The organism is Pseudomonas sp. PGPPP4, assembly GCF_002256045.1.
Taxonomy (GTDB): domain Bacteria; phylum Pseudomonadota; class Gammaproteobacteria; order Pseudomonadales; family Pseudomonadaceae; genus Chryseomonas; species Chryseomonas oryzihabitans.
Genome location: NZ_NKID01000001.1, coordinates 257182 through 271581, shown reverse-complemented (window position 1 = coordinate 271581; position 14400 = coordinate 257182). Strand labels below are relative to the sequence as shown.

Here is a 14400-nt window from a genome sequence, read left to right as displayed (position 1 = left end):
AAGGACGCGACGCGATGTTCAGCTCAGCCAATACCCCGACGTTTACCCTGACGCTGGACGGCGTCGCCCAGGATTTCCAGGTGCTCGCCTTCGACGGTCACGAGGCCATCGGCCAGCCCTATCGCTTCCAGCTCGAGCTGGTTAGCGAGCGCCCGGACTGGCCGCTGGAAGCGCTGTTGCAGCGGCCCGCCTTCCTCGCCCTGGGTCCGGGTGACCAAGGCATCCACGGCCAGCTCGCCGCCGTGGCCCAGGGCGATACCGGTCGGCGCCTGACCCGCTATCGCGCCGAACTGGTACCGCGCCTGGCCAGCCTGGCCCACCGCGTCAATTCCCGCATCTTCCAGGGGCGCAGCGTGCCCGAGATCCTGGCGCAGCTGCTCGAGGAGCACGGCATCCTCGACGGCGACTATCGCTTCGCTCTGGGGCCGACGCGCTATCCGCCGCGCGACTACTGCGTGCAGTACGGCGAAAGCGATCTGGCCTTTCTGACCCGCCTCTGCGAGGAAGAAGGCCTGCACTTCCACCACCAGCATCGCCGCGACGGCCATGTGCTGGTGTTTGGCGATGACGCCACCGGCTTTGCGCGGCTGGGCGCCACCCGCTATCGACCCGGCAGTGGCCTGGTGGCGGAGGAACCCGTGATCAGTCGCCTGGCGGTCGGCCTGCAGATTCGCAGCAGCGCCGCGACCCTGCGCGATCACGACCCATTGCAACCTCGGCTGCGCCTGCACAGCAGTACCGACGCCACGGCCCAGCCCGCGCTGGAAGACTATGGCTTCCCCGGCCGCTTCACCGATCGCGCTACCGGCCAGCGCCTGAGCAGCCGGCGCCTGGAGCGCCTGCGAGGGGACGCCGTTCAGGCCGAGGGCGCGAGCAACCAGCCCAGCCTGGTGAGCGGGCATTTCCTGCCGCTGGAACAGCACCCGCGCGCCGACTGGAATCAGCTCTGGCTGCTGACCGAGATCCAGCACCAGGGCCGCCAGCCGCAGGTCCTGGAGGAAGACGCTGCCGACGCCATCCCGGCCGACGGCTGGCACCAGGGCTATCGCAACAGCTTTGTCGCCCGGCCCTGGACCCAGCCCTTCCGCCTGCCCCGGCGCCATCCCAGGCCCAGGCTGCTGGGCGCCCAGAGCGCCGTGGTCACCGGACCGGTCGGCGAGGACATCCATTGCGATGCCCTGGGCCGGATCAAGGTGCAATTCCACTGGGATCGCCAGGGCCAGGCCGATGAGCGCAGCAGCTGCTGGCTGCGGGTCGCTAGCGGCTGGGCGGGTGACGGCCATGGCGCCCTGGCGGTTCCGCGGATCGGCATGGAGGTACTGGTGGGCTTTCTCGAGGGAGATCCCGACCAACCCCTGGTGATCGGCTGCCTGTACCACGCCGAGCATCGCCCACCGCTGGAACTGCCCCGGGACAAGACCCGCAGCACCTTCAAGAGCCTCAGCAGCCCCGGCGGCAACGGCTACAACGAATTGCGCAGCGAGGATCAAGGGGGTCAGGAAGAGATCCATGTCCATGCCCAGCGCGACTGGGACGAACGCATCGGCCATGATCATCGCAGCGAGATCGGCCACGCTCGCCATGAGCGCATCCGCGGCAACAGCTACAGCGAATTCCACGCCGAGGAACACCGCATCACCCGGGGCGAGCGCCGCAGCGAGGTGCGCGCCGACGACCACCTGGACATCGGCGAGAGTCAGCACCTGCGGCTGGACGGCAGTCTGCTGGTCGAGGCCGGCAGCGAGATCCGGCTCCAGTCCGGCCAGAAGATCGTCCTGGAAGCCGGCGCCCGCCTGACCCTCAAGGCCGGCGGCAGCTTCGTGCAGCTGGAGGCCGGCGGGGTCACCCTGGCAGGGCCGAGCATCCGGGTGAATCCCTGAGCAGGCACTGAATCCCGGGCATAAAAAAGCCACGCTTCAGCGTGGCTTTTTCTTTTATCGCGGCAGGACTCAGTCTTCCAGCAACTCGCCGGCCACCGCCAGGACGTTGTCCAGGGTAAAACCGAAGTGCTCGAACAGCGCGGCCGCCGGGGCGGATTCGCCGTAGGTGTGCATGCCGATGATGCGCCCGTCGAGACCGACGTACTTGTACCAGAAGTCGGCGATGCCGGCTTCGATGGCGATGCGGGCACCGACTTCCACCGGCAGGACCTGCTGGCGGTACTCGGGACTCTGGCGGTCGAAGACGCTGGTGCTGGGCATGGAGACCACACGCACCTGGCGACCTTCGGCGCTCAGGCGCTCGTAGGCCTGCACCGCCAGACCGACTTCGGAGCCGGTGGCGATGAGGATCAGCTCGGGTTCGCCGACGCAGTCCTTGAGCACGTAGCCGCCGCGCGCGGCGTTGCCCAGGGTGGCTTCGTCACGCACGCTGTGGGCCAGGTTCTGGCGCGAGAAGATCAGCGCGCTGGGACCGTCGCGACGTTCCAGGGCCGCGGTCCAGGCAATGGCGGATTCCACCGCATCGGCCGGACGCCAGGTGTCCAGGTTGGGGGTGTAGCGCAGCGAGGCCAGTTGCTCCACCGGCTGGTGGGTCGGGCCGTCTTCGCCGAGGCCGATGGAGTCGTGGGTGAAGACATAGAGCACCCGCTGCTTCATCAGCGCCGACATGCGCACCGCGTTGCGGGCGTATTCCATGAACATCAGGAAGGTGGCGCCATAGGGCACCAGGCCGCCGTGCAGGGCGACGCCGTTCATGATGGCGCTCATGCCGAATTCACGCACGCCGTAGTGGACGTAGTTGCCGCTGGCGTCTTCGGCGGTGACACCCTTGGCGCCCTTCCACAGGGTCAGGTTGGAACCGGCCAGGTCGGCGGAGCCACCGAGCAGCTCGGGCAGCAGCGGACCAAAGAACTGCAGGGCGTTCTGGCTGGCCTTGCGGCTGGCGATGGTCTCGCCCTTGGTGGCGACGTCCTGGATGAAGGCGGCGGCGCGCTCGGAGAAATCGGCGGGCAGGTCACCGGCCATGCGGCGCTTGAATTCAGCGGCCAGCTGCGGATGGGCCTGGGCGTAGGCGGCGAAGCGCTCGTTCCACTCGGCTTCGGCGGCGGCGCCGCGCTCCTTGGCACTCCAGTCGGCATAGAGCTCGGCGGGAATCTCGAAGGGCGCATGGGACCAGCCGAGCAGCTCGCGGGCGGCCTGGATCTCGTCGTTGCCCAGCGGAGCGCCGTGGCACTCTTCCTTGCCCTGCTTGTGCGGCGCGCCGTAGCCGATCACGGTCTTGCAGCAGATCAGGGTGGGCTTGTCGCTCTTGCGCGCGGTGTCCAGGGCGGTCCTGATCTCGTCGGCGTCGTGGCCGTCGACGTTGCGGATCACCTGCCAGCCGTAGCTCTCGAAGCGCTTGGGGGTGTCGTCGGTGAACCAGCCCTCGACCTCGCCATCGATGGAGATGCCGTTGTCGTCATAGAAGGCGATCAGCTTGGACAGGCCCAGGGTGCCGGCCAGGGAGCAGACCTCGTGGGAGATGCCTTCCATCATGCAGCCATCGCCGAGGAAGGCGTAGGTGTGGTGGTCGACGATCTGGTGGCCATCACGGTTGAACTGGGCGGCCATGACCTTTTCCGCCAGGGCGAAGCCCACGGCGTTGGCGATGCCCTGACCCAGGGGACCGGTGGTGGTCTCGATACCCGGGGCGTAGCCGTATTCGGGGTGGCCCGGAGTCTTGCTGTGCAGCTGACGGAAATTCTTCAGGTCGTCGATGGACAGGTCGTAGCCGGACAGGTGCAGCAGCGAATAGATGAGCATGGAGCCGTGGCCGTTGGACAGCACGAAGCGGTCACGGTCGGCCCACTGGGGGTTGCCAGGGTTGTGCTTGAGCTGATCGTGCCAGAGCACCTCGGCGATGTCGGCCATGCCCATGGGGGCGCCGGGGTGGCCACTGTTGGCCTTTTGCACGGCATCCATGCTGAGGGCGCGGATGGCGTTGGCTCGATCACGACGGCTGGGCATTGCGGTGTCTCCTGGCAGAGGCAGAGCGAAGGGGCCGTTATTCTGGCCCAGCCAGGGCACTTCCAGCAATCGGCGCGGTCGCCTCAGCCCGCCGGGCAGACCGTCGCGCCGTCGGCCACGAAGGCCCGTGCCACCGGTTCGATGCGCCTGGCCAGGGTCGCCAGGGCCTGGCGGTGCGCCGCCACGACCTCGGCATAGGAGGCGCCGGCGGGCTGGCTGATCCGGCTGCCGCAGGTGAGTACCCGCTCTCCGCCCGGCTCGGCCAGGCGCAGGGTCCACAGCGCGTCCTGTTGGACGCCGCGCCCGGGCTGCGAATCGAAGCGCTGTAGATCCACCTTGATGCGCAGCACCGGGGCGCCGCTGCCGCGCGGGGCATCGCCCAGGTCCAGGGTGCCGAGGTCCCGCGACAGGTCGGCGGACAGGGCACTGCGCACCTCGTCGGCCAGGGGCGCGATCCAGCGTTCGTTCTCCAGCAGGGCGATGCCGTCGCCCTGGCGCACCACCAGTTGCGGCTGATCCACCTGCGGCGGCACCGAGACGCCTTGCAGGGCGAAGCGGAAGTCCGCGGCGCGCGCCTGGCTCACGGGCTCCGCGGCGCTGGTCAGGGTGTGGTAGTTGAGCGGCGCCTTGGACGAACAGGCGGCCAGCAGCAGAGGCAAAGCCAGACAGGTCAGGCGCTTCATTGCAGTTTTCCTTTGGCGGGATCGCGGGAGCCCGGTTCGAACTTGGGCGGCGGATCGGTCACCAGACCGCGGATCAGGGATTCCGGATGGCGGCCGAGGTAGTCGCCGAACACGCGCAGGGAGCGCGCCATGCGCTGCATCTCTTCCAGGGTCTGGGTCAGATTCTGCTGCACCGGGGAATCCGCGCCCAGGCTCTGGCTGGCGCTGCCGGTAAGTTGCTGCACGCCCATCAGGGTGGTGGTCAGCTGCGGCAGGACCCCGGCGTTGAGCTGTTTGAGGGTGCCGCTGAGCTGCGCCAGGCTGGTGTCGAGATTCTTGCCGATGGAATCGAAGGGGATCTTGTCGATCTTGTTGACGATGCCGGCCATCTGCTCCTGCAGGCGATCGAAGCTGCCGGTGACGGTAGGGATCGACAACGGCTTGGCCTGGGGATCGAAGGCCACCTTGGGCGCATTGGGCACGAAGTCGACGGAAATGTAGAGCTGGCCGGTCAGCAGGTTGCCGGTGCGGGCCTGGGCGCGCAGACCCCGGGCCACCCAGCCGGCGAACAGCTTGCCGTCGCGGTCCTTGGTCTCGATGCGCTTGCCGACGTCGCCCAGCCGCTGGGGATAGATGACCGCGCCGACGATCAGCGAGAAGCGATCCTGGGCATCCTCGTAGTCGGGGGTCAGGGACACCACCCGGCCGACGTTCATGCCAAGGAATTCCACCGGCGCCCCGGTGGCGAGGCCACGCAGCGACTGCTGGAATCTCATCCGCACATAGAAGGGCTCGCCATCTGGCGGCGCCAGGGCGCTGGTCTGGTCGTCGAACAGGGTGAAACGCTGGTCTTCCTGGGCCTCCTCGGGATCCTTGGGCCATTCGGGGGTGACGAAGGCGATGCCGCCCGCCACCACCGTGGCCAGCGACTGGGTATTGAGCTTGAGGCCGGAGGCGCTGAGCGAGACATCGACCCCGCTGGCGTTCCAGAAGCGGCTATTGGCGGTGACGAAGCGGTCGTAGGGCGAATCGACGAAGATCTGCGCGCTGACGCCCTTGCCGTCCTGGTTGAGGTGGAAGGACACCACCCGCCCGACCTGGATGCGCCGGTAATAGACCGGCGAGCCGACGTCCAGCGAGCCGATGTCGTCGGCAGTGACGATGAATCTCTTGCCCGAGGCGCCGTGGATCAGCGCCGGCGGCTGCTCCAGGCCGCGGAAGTCGCGATGGGACTCGGTGGAATCACCGATGTCGGCGCCGATGAAGGCGCCCGACACCAGGGTGTCGACCCCCGAGACGCCATTGACGCCGAAGCGCGGCCGCACCACCCAGAAGCGCGCGTCCTTGGTGGCGAAGCCCTCGGCGGACTTTTCCAGCTCGATGGTGGTGATCACCCGGTTGCGGTCCGGCGCCAGCTGGATGTCGCTGACGGTGCCGATCACCACGTTCTTGTACTTGACCTGGGTCTTGCCGGCTTCCAGGCCCTCGGCGGTGAGAAAGGTCACCGTGATGGTCGGCCCGCGCGAGGCCCAGCTGTGGATCACCATGGACAGCCCGATCAGGGCCGCCACGATGGGCACCAGCCAGATCAGCGATACGCTCCAGCGACTGCGGCGTACCTCGGGGGTAGGCGCCAGGGCGTCGGGTTCATGCCTGTCCGTCATCGTTCACCTCTGCATCCCAGATCAAGCGGGGATCGAAACTCATCGCGGCGAGCATCGTCAGCACCACCACGAAACCAAAGAACACGATACCCAGGCGCGGCGCCGCCGAACTCAGGGCACCGAAGTGCACCAGCGCCGAGACCAGGGCCACCACGATCACGTCGAGCATCGACCAGTAGCCGATCAGCTCGACGAAGCGATAGAGCCGGGCACGCTGGGCGGTGGCCCAGTCGCTGCGGCGCTGGCAACTCACCAGCAGGGTGCCGAGCACCAGAAACTTGATGGAGGGCACCGCCACGCTGGCGATGAAGATCACCAGAGCGACGCCCCAGGAGCCGTTTTCCCAGAATTCGATCACCCCCTCGAGGATGGTGCTTTCCGTGCCGCGGCCCAGGGTACCGGTGAACATCACCGGCAGGGTATTGGCGGGGATATAGAGGATCAGCGCGGCGAGCAGATAGGCCCAGGTCTTGGCATAGACGTTCGGCTTGCGCCGGTGCAGCGCCGAGCCGCAGCGCGGGCAGCCGGCCTTGTGCCGGCGCGGCGCGGTGCAGACCTTGCCGCAGACGTGGCAGAGGCAGAGGCCGAGTTCGTCGGCGCGCGGGGGCAACTGGGTCGCGCTCAAGACTCGCGCTCCCCGACGGCGTCCCACAGCGGGTGCAGGTCGCGCTTGGCGATGATCAAGAGGACCACCATCAGCCCGACCATGCCGAACAGCCCCAGGCCCACCACCACGTGCAGCAGTCCGGCCAGCTTGATCACCGCCACCAGGGCGCCGAGCACGAAGACCTCGATCATGCTCCAGGGCCGCAAGTAGTGCAGGGTGACCATGGCCGTGGCGAAGCCGGGGGCACGGCGGCCGAGCTGGGCGAAGCCGAGCACCCAGAGCAGCAGCAGGATCTGCAGCAGCGGCACCACGAACAGGGTCATGGCCACCACCAGCGCCATGGGCCCGGCGAAGCCGCGACTCATGGCGACCACCGATTCCAGCAGGGTCGCCTCGCTGTGCAGGCCGCGAAAGCTGAGTTGCAGGATGGGCCCGACATTGGCGATCACGAACAGCACCGCCGCGGCGATCGCCAGCGCCAGCAGACCCTGGATGTCCAGGCGGCTGGCCCGATAGAGCAAGGCGCCACAGCGCAGACAATGCGCCCGCTCGCCGGCGGCGAGCGGCTCCAGGCGATGCACCGAATCGCAGTGCTCGCAGATCACCAGACGCGTGCCGGCGGCAGGCGCGGAAGGGGACGGTGGCTGGACGGACATGGGTTACCCGGTGACGCTCCTGGAAGGGGGCTGCAGGTTGGACGCGCGAGTCTCGCGGTCGTTACCGCAACGTCGCGAAGACCGCTGAGCAAAAGGCCCCGGCATCTTACCTTCCTCGACGAAGGTATGCGCGGCCCACCGCCATGGACAAGTATCAAAACTTTTTGATGCTTTTCTTGCGAGGCCCGGGACGGGTCTCTAGACTAGCGCCCCATGAATCCGCTCCGCGTGCCGGCGCTCGGCCAAGAACCAGGAGATACCCTCGCCGCCCTGTGCAAGGCCGGCGGCGATCCCCTGCGCCTGAACATCCTGCGCGCCCTGCACAGCGCCTCCTTCGGCGTGCTGGAGCTGGCGCAGATCTTCGCCACCGGCCAGTCCGGCATCAGCCACCATCTCAAGGTGCTGGCCCAGGCGCAGCTGGTGGCCACCCGCCGCGAGGGCAACGCCATCTTCTATCGCCGCGCCCTGCCCCGTCCCGGCAGCCTGGGGGGCGCCCTGCACGCCGCCCTGCTCGAAGAGGTGGACGCCCTGGACCTGCCCAGCGCGGTGCAGACGCGGATCACTGAGGTGCATGCCCAGCGCGCGGCGGTGAGTCGCGACTTCTTTGCCCGGGTGGCGGAAAAATTCCAGGCCCAGCAGGACCTGATCGCCAGCCTGCCGCAGTATCGCGACGGCCTGCTCAGCCTGCTGGACGCCCTGGCCCTGGATCCGCGCGGCTGCGCCCTGGAGGTGGGCCCGGGCGACGGCGCCTTCCTGCCGGACCTGGCACGGCGCTTCGCCCGGGTAGTGGCGGTGGACAACAGCCCGGCCATGCTCGAACTGGCGCGCCAGCGCTGCCAGCGCGACGGTCTCGCCCATGTCGAACTGCAACTGGCCGACGCCCTCGCCGAGCCGCTGCCAGCGGCCGACTGTGTGGTCCTCAACATGGTCCTGCACCACCTCGCCGCACCGGCGGAGGCGCTGCAGCAGCTGGCGCGGCGCGTGGCACCGGGCGGCAGCCTGGTGATCACCGACCTCTGCCCCCACGACCAGACCTGGGCGCGCGCGGCCTGTGGCGATCTCTGGCTCGGCTTCGACCAGGACGAACTGGCGCGCTGGGCCCAGGCCGCCGGCCTGCAGGCGGGCGAAAGCCTCTACCTCGGCCTGCGCAACGGCTTTCAGATCCAGGTGCGCCAGTTCGCGCGCCCGGATCAGGGAAACACCCCGTCATGAGGCCAACCGGCCAGTGGCGGGCGGACCCGACGCTCAAGGGCGTCATGTCCAGCAAGGAAACTGCTGTCTCGACCGGCCTGCGGGCCCCTACCCCTTGGTAATTTAGGAACCATTCGATGAGCGAATATTCCCTGTTCACCTCCGAGTCCGTGTCCGAAGGCCATCCGGACAAGATCGCCGACCAGATCTCCGATGCCGTGCTCGACGCCATCATCACCCAGGACAAGCACGCCCGCGTGGCGTGCGAGACCCTGGTCAAGACCGGTGTGGCCATCGTCGCCGGCGAGGTGACCACCTCCGCCTGGGTCGACCTGGAGCAACTGGTGCGCGACGTCATCGTCGACATCGGCTACGACAGCTCGGACGTGGGCTTCGACGGCGCCACCTGCGGCATCGTCAACATCATCGGCAAGCAGTCGGTGGACATCGCCCAGGGCGTAGATCGCAGCAAGCCGGAAGACCAGGGCGCCGGTGACCAGGGCCTGATGTTCGGCTACGCCTGCAACGAGACCGATGTGCTGATGCCCGCGCCCATCACCTTCTCCCACCGCCTGGTGGAACGTCAGGCCGAAGCACGCAAGTCGGGCCTGCTGCCCTGGCTGCGCCCGGACGCCAAGTCCCAGGTGACCTGCCGCTACGACGGCGGCAAGGTGGTCGGCATCGACGCCATCGTGCTGTCCACCCAGCACAATCCCGAGGTCAAGTACGCCGACCTGCGCGAAGCCGTGATGGAGCTGATCGTCAAGCACGTCATCCCCGCCGAGCTGCTGCACAAGGACACCCAGTTCCACATCAACCCGACCGGCCAGTTCATCATTGGCGGCCCGGTGGGTGACTGCGGTCTGACCGGCCGCAAGATCATCGTCGACAGCTACGGCGGCATGGCCCGTCACGGCGGTGGCGCCTTCTCCGGCAAGGACCCGTCCAAGGTCGACCGCAGCGCCGCCTACGCCGGTCGCTACGTGGCCAAGAACATCGTCGCCGCCGGCCTGGCCGATCGTTGCGAGATCCAGGTGTCCTACGCCATCGGCGTGGCCCAGCCCACCTCCATCTCGATCAACACCTTCGGCACCGCCAAGATCAGCGACGAGAAGATCGTGCAGCTGGTGCGCGAGCATTTCGACCTGCGCCCCTACGCCATCACCACCATGCTCGACCTGCTGCACCCGATGTACCGGGCCACCGCGGCCTACGGTCACTTCGGTCGCCACCCGCAGGAAATCACCGTGGGCGATGACACCTTCACCACCTTCACCTGGGAACGCACCGATCGCGCCGCCGCCCTGCGCGCCGCTGCCGGTCTGTAAGACGCCTCCCGGCAGACAGCCCCGCCACCTCCGGTGCCGGGGCTTTTTTCTGGGTCTGCAAGCGGAATCCCAGCGCTTTCTTGCGCCAGTCCACAGGCTGGCACGGGCGATGCAACCTCTGGGCGTCCGGTGGTCAGAATGCCTCGTCTTCTCCAGGAGTGTGCTTATCCATGTGGCTGTTCATCACCAACTTCGGCGATTCTTCGGTGATGCTTCCCTGCGCCGTGCTGATCGCGCTCTGGCTGCTGGCCGGTCTGTCGGCGCGGGCGGCACTGCTCTGGCTGCTGCTGTTTGGTGCGGCCAGTCTCAGCGTGGCCCTGTCCAAGATCGCCTTCTTTGGCTGGGGCCTGGGCATTCCGCGCCTGGACTTCACCGGCTTCAGCGGCCATTCCATGCTGGTGGGCAGCGTGCTGCCGGTTCTCGGCTGGCTGCTGGCCAGCCGGGCGCGGCCGTCGCTGCGGCTGACCGCGGCCGCCCTGGGCGCGCTGTGCGCCCTGCTCATCGCTGTCTCGCGGGTGGTGCTGGGCTATCACTCGATCTCGGAAGTGGTGACCGGTCTGCCCATCGGCTACGCCGCCAGCGGCAGCCTGCTGTGGCTGCTGCGCGGCCAGGAGGTCAATCTCAAGCCGCGTCAGGCGGCGCTGGGCGCCACCCTGCTGCTGTTGCCCCTGTTGCTGCTGCATGGCACCAATGCCCCGACGCAACGGGTGCTGGAGCGTCTGGCGGTAAAATTCGCCGACGAGCAGAAGCCCTGGACCCGCGCCCATCAGCGTGCCGGGGTGGCGCCGCTGCAGAACTGAGGCTCAGCGCGTGCAATAGACGGCGCCCGCGGCTGGCGAATACGCGGATGACTCCTAGACTGGCAAGAGCCCTGACGTTCGCGGGGTGAACGTCAGGGCCTTGCGGCCCCTCCTAGTTAAGTCAGTCCTTGCCGCCGAGTCGTCCGCATGCGCTACTGCCTCCCCCTTGTCTGCAGCCTGGTGCTCACCGGGCTGCCCGCGTCACCCGTGGCGGCTGCCGAGCCCTTGCGGCTCTATACCTGGGAAGGCTATTTCAGCGACACCCTGCTGCAGCGCTGGGCCAAGGCCCATCCTCCCGTGCAGGAAATCCATTTCGACAGCAGCGACGTGCGGGATGCCACCCTGGCGCGCGGCGACGCCGATCTCGACCTGGTGGTGATCAACGAGGTCAGCGCCACCCGCCTCGGCCAGGACGGCCTGCTGACGCGCATCGATCCCCAGCGCCTGCCCCACCTGAGCGAGCTCGATCCGCGCTGGCGCCAGAGTTGCGGCGACTATGCCGTGCCCTACGTCTGGGGCACCCTGGGCCTGCTCTATCGCAGCGATCGCCTGGCCCGGGCGCCCTCGTCCTGGCAGCCGCTGCTGCAGCCGGAGCCAGCCCTGCACGGCCACATCGCCATGCTCGAAGACCATGACGATCTGCTGGTGCCCCCTCTGATCACTCTGGGCGCCGCCATCAACAGCGACGATCCCGAGTTGCTCAGACGCAGCTTCGCCCTGCTCAAGGCCCAGGCCCCGGCGGTGCTGACCTATCAGTACGTGGTCAGCGCCCTGCACAATCCGGCCTACAGCGACCGCATCGAGCTGGCCCTGGGCTACAGCGGCGACCAGCACCTGCTCAATGCCGCGACGCCCGGGCAGCCCTGGCGCTTCGTCACGCCTCGCGAGGGCAGCCTGTTGTGGGTGGATTGCGTGGCCCTGCTCAGTAGCTCCCGGCACCAGGCCGCCGCCTGGCGCTTCATCGATTTCCTCAACGAACCGCGCAATGCCGTGCTGGCGACCGAGGACCTGCACCTGGCGACCCCCAATGCCGGCGCCCTGCGCCTGTTGCCGGCGGACCTGCGTCAGGACCCCAGCCTGTTCCCCCCCGATGACGTACTCGCCCGCAGCCAGGTCTTTCGCGAAGGTCCGCCCGATACCTTCCAGACCCGGCAACGCATCGGCAGTGCCCTGGTAGGTCGCCATGACGCTCAATAGACGCGCCCTGCTGCTGATCCTGCCGGTCGCCCTGCTCTGCATGCTGACCCTGGTGGGGCTGGGCTACACGGTGCAGCGCGAAGCGGTGATCGGCCTCGAACGCTCGCGGGTCAAACATGACCTGGCGGCGCTGGAAACCACCTATCGCGAGTACGATCACTTCAGCCGCAACCTGCTCTATGCCCTGTCCAACAGCGCCGCCCTGGGCAACTTCCTGCGGCAGACCGAGGTGCCCTATCGCAACGAAGCCCTGGGTACCCAGCTGCAACTGGCGGTGCGCCAGCTGGCCGGCAACGATGCGCCCAGCCATATCTCCCTGGCCATCGCCCGTCCCGACCTCAGCCTGGCTTACTACTACGAGCGCAGTGGCGACCCTTTCGCCCAGCTGAGCGCCGTCCAGCGGCAACTGCTCGAACGCCTGGCCCAGGAGCCGAGCGGGCCGCTGGAGCGGCGCGACTATCTGCTCGACGAACAGGGGCGCTCGCTGCTGGTGGCGACCACGTCACTGCTGCCGAGCACGGCCGGACCGCCCCTGCCGGGTCAGCGCGGCCTGGCGATGACGCTGCAACTGGCGGTCAGCCCGGACCGGATGGAGGCCATGCGCCGCACCCTCGAGCAGAGCTATGGCGCGCCTCTGGAATTCAGCCGGACGCTCCCCGTCCGCTCCAGCGATTTCACCGCCGTCGAGCGCCTGTCGCCCGATCTCTATGTGCGCCTGACCCCGGATCCGGGGCACCTCGACCGGGAATTGCGCCGCCTGGCGATCACCTACTTCGGCGGTGGCCTGCTAGTGACCCTGGCCTGCATCCTGGTGCTGATCGTGCTGATCCGCCGCTATATCACCCGACCCATCGCCCGTCTGGACAGTCAGCTCACGGAGGTCTTGGAAGGCCAGCGCCAGGCGCTCGAAACCGGCGAAGAACCCGGCGAGATCGGCCATCTGGGCGCCAACATGAAGCGCCTGCACGACAACAACCTGGCCATCCAGGCGCAGTTGCGCACGGCCCTGCGCACCGACGTCCTCACCCAGATCGGCAACCGCCGCTATTTCCAGCTCATGGGTGAATCCTGGCTGGCAGGCAAGCCGGACGGCCGTCGTATCGCCCTGCTCTATTTCGGCTTGGACCATTTCAAGTCGGTGAACGACAGATTCAGCCACGAGGTGGGCGATGAACTGCTGCAGGCCGTGGCCCGGCAGACCCAGCACCTGCTCGAAGCCCATCAGGTGGACAACGAGCTGGTGTTCACCCGCCTGGCGGGCGATGAATTCGCCATCCTGCTGCGCGGCCCGGCGGCGGCGACCGATGCCCTCGCCTTGGGCCAGCAACTGCAGCAGAACCACGACAACGGCACCCTGGTTGGCGAGCGGCGCTATGCGGTGACCCTGAGCCTCGGCCTGGCGACCCCCGAGGCCCCGCTGGACCTGGCCGACCTGCTGGCCCAGGCCGACCTGGCCCTGGAGCGGGCCAAGAACGAAGGCGGCAACCGCCTGGTGCACTTCACCCCGGAACTGGCCGCGCGCCAGCGCCGCCAGGATCTCCTGGACGAGCACCTGCGGCGCATGAACCCGGACGAGGAATTCCATCTCGTGTACATGCCGGCCGTCGACAGCAACGGCCAGGTGCGTTCCGCCGAAACCCTGCTGCGCTGGAATTCGCCGCGCCTCGGCCCGGTGTCACCGGCGGAATTCATCCCCATCGCCGAACGCCAGGGGCATTTTCGCTGGATCGATCGCTGGGTCGTGGATCAGGCCTGCCGCGAATACCCGGCGCTGCAGGAGGTGCTGGGCAGCGACCTGGTGCTGTCCATCAACCTGTCGTCGGCGCAACTGGACCAGGCCGACATCGTGCCCTATCTGCGCGAGCGGGTCCGCCACCACCGTGTCGATCCGGCCCGCCTGGAACTGGAATTCACCGAGACCTTCGCCGCCGAGCTGAACGAGCGGACCCTGGGGCTGCTGCATGAATTGCGCGCCGAGGGCTTTCGCGTGGCCATCGACGATTTCGGCGTCGGCTACACCTCGATCCAGCAGGTCACCGACTATCCCGCCGACACCATCAAGTTCGACCGGCTCATCGTCGAGCGCCTCAGCCAGCCCGGCAACCAGGCCAGCCTGGATGCGCTCATCGCCTTCTGCCATGCCCGCGACGCCCAGGTGATCGCCGAGGGCGTGGACACCGAACTCAAGCAGCTCTGCCTGCAACAGGCCGGTTGCGATCTCCTGCAGGGCTTTCTGGTCTGCCCGCCGCGCCGTCTGGACGAATTGCGCGACTGGCAGCGCCAGCGCCTGGGCGATCCCAGCCGGGTCTAGCCGCAATGCCCGCTGACACCCTGTCAGCGGGCCTTGT

General features: G+C 68.0%; 11 protein-coding genes. 6 read left to right on the top strand and 5 right to left on the bottom strand.

Going from position 1 to position 14400, the window contains the following annotated elements; translation table 11 throughout:
- Positions 1-14: 14 nt before the first annotated feature.
- Positions 15-1880 carry a type VI secretion system Vgr family protein gene (locus CFE50_RS01175; protein WP_286729738.1) on the top strand — a complete coding sequence of 622 codons (1866 nt, stop codon included), beginning with the start codon at positions 15-17 and terminating at the stop codon, positions 1878-1880.
- Positions 1881-1949: 69 nt separating this feature from the next.
- Here the strand turns inward: CFE50_RS01175 and tkt are convergent, their stop codons facing one another.
- The 5 genes from tkt to CFE50_RS01150 form a co-directional block, all read right to left on the bottom strand.
- Entirely contained in the window at positions 1950-3947 is a 1998-nt protein-coding gene (gene tkt, locus CFE50_RS01170; protein WP_286729735.1) for a transketolase, read from the bottom strand.
- 83 nt (positions 3948-4030) lie between these two features.
- Positions 4031-4630 (bottom strand): PqiC family protein, encoded by a 600-nt coding sequence (locus CFE50_RS01165; RefSeq protein WP_286729731.1) that lies wholly within the window; start codon positions 4628-4630, stop codon positions 4031-4033.
- Positions 4627-6273 carry a PqiB family protein gene (locus tag CFE50_RS01160; RefSeq protein ID WP_286729728.1) on the bottom strand — a complete coding sequence of 549 codons (1647 nt, stop codon included), beginning with the start codon at positions 6271-6273 and terminating at the stop codon, positions 4627-4629. Before CFE50_RS01160 ends, CFE50_RS01165 begins: the two co-directional genes overlap by 4 nt.
- Positions 6257-6898 (bottom strand): paraquat-inducible protein A, encoded by a 642-nt coding sequence (locus CFE50_RS01155; protein WP_286729725.1) that lies wholly within the window; start codon positions 6896-6898, stop codon positions 6257-6259. Before CFE50_RS01155 ends, CFE50_RS01160 begins: the two co-directional genes overlap by 17 nt.
- Positions 6895-7536 carry a paraquat-inducible protein A gene (locus CFE50_RS01150; RefSeq protein WP_027603063.1) on the bottom strand — a complete coding sequence of 214 codons (642 nt, stop codon included), beginning with the start codon at positions 7534-7536 and terminating at the stop codon, positions 6895-6897. The genes CFE50_RS01155 and CFE50_RS01150 overlap by 4 nt, the downstream gene beginning before the upstream one ends.
- 213 nt (positions 7537-7749) lie before the next feature.
- Here CFE50_RS01150 and CFE50_RS01145 point away from each other — a divergent pair, with 213 nt between their 5' ends.
- The 5 genes from CFE50_RS01145 (at position 7750) to CFE50_RS01125 (ending at position 14363) form a co-directional block, all read left to right on the top strand.
- Positions 7750-8748: an ArsR/SmtB family transcription factor gene (locus tag CFE50_RS01145; RefSeq protein WP_286729722.1), complete on the top strand. Its 999-nt coding sequence runs from the start codon at positions 7750-7752 to the stop codon at positions 8746-8748.
- A 116-nt stretch (positions 8749-8864) separates the two neighbouring features.
- Positions 8865-10055, top strand: coding sequence for a methionine adenosyltransferase (gene metK / locus CFE50_RS01140; protein ID WP_027598218.1), 1191 nt, complete (start codon positions 8865-8867; stop codon positions 10053-10055).
- Between the two features lie 170 nt (positions 10056-10225).
- The gene (locus tag CFE50_RS01135) at positions 10226-10855 is read left to right on the top strand and encodes a phosphatase PAP2 family protein (RefSeq protein WP_241808283.1); all 630 of its coding nucleotides are present in this window, start codon (positions 10226-10228) and stop codon (positions 10853-10855) included.
- A 147-nt stretch (positions 10856-11002) separates the two neighbouring features.
- The gene (locus tag CFE50_RS01130; RefSeq protein ID WP_286729717.1) at positions 11003-12052 is read left to right on the top strand and encodes a polyamine ABC transporter substrate-binding protein; all 1050 of its coding nucleotides are present in this window, start codon (positions 11003-11005) and stop codon (positions 12050-12052) included.
- Positions 12039-14363, top strand: a complete 2325-nt coding sequence (locus tag CFE50_RS01125) for a putative bifunctional diguanylate cyclase/phosphodiesterase (RefSeq protein ID WP_286729716.1) — start codon at positions 12039-12041, stop codon at positions 14361-14363. The genes CFE50_RS01130 and CFE50_RS01125 overlap by 14 nt, the downstream gene beginning before the upstream one ends.
- Positions 14364-14400: the final 37 nt, after the last annotated feature.

Excerpts from the sequence above, each read along its gene's own strand:
- CFE50_RS01135 (WP_241808283.1), top strand. The coding sequence starts at position 10,226 with ATGTGGCTGTTCATCACCAACTTCGGCGATTCTTCGGTGATGCTTCCC.
- CFE50_RS01150 (WP_027603063.1), bottom strand. The coding sequence starts at position 7,536 with ATGTCCGTCCAGCCACCGTCCCCTTCCGCGCCTGCCGCCGGCACGCGT.
- CFE50_RS01160 (WP_286729728.1), bottom strand. The coding sequence starts at position 6,273 with ATGACGGACAGGCATGAACCCGACGCCCTGGCGCCTACCCCCGAGGTA.
- CFE50_RS01165 (WP_286729731.1), bottom strand. The coding sequence starts at position 4,630 with ATGAAGCGCCTGACCTGTCTGGCTTTGCCTCTGCTGCTGGCCGCCTGT.
- CFE50_RS01175 (WP_286729738.1), top strand. The coding sequence starts at position 15 with ATGTTCAGCTCAGCCAATACCCCGACGTTTACCCTGACGCTGGACGGC.
- CFE50_RS01125 (WP_286729716.1), top strand. The coding sequence starts at position 12,039 with ATGACGCTCAATAGACGCGCCCTGCTGCTGATCCTGCCGGTCGCCCTG.
- tkt (WP_286729735.1), bottom strand. The coding sequence starts at position 3,947 with ATGCCCAGCCGTCGTGATCGAGCCAACGCCATCCGCGCCCTCAGCATG.
- CFE50_RS01145 (WP_286729722.1), top strand. The coding sequence starts at position 7,750 with ATGAATCCGCTCCGCGTGCCGGCGCTCGGCCAAGAACCAGGAGATACC.
- CFE50_RS01130 (WP_286729717.1), top strand. The coding sequence starts at position 11,003 with ATGCGCTACTGCCTCCCCCTTGTCTGCAGCCTGGTGCTCACCGGGCTG.
- metK (WP_027598218.1), top strand. The coding sequence starts at position 8,865 with ATGAGCGAATATTCCCTGTTCACCTCCGAGTCCGTGTCCGAAGGCCAT.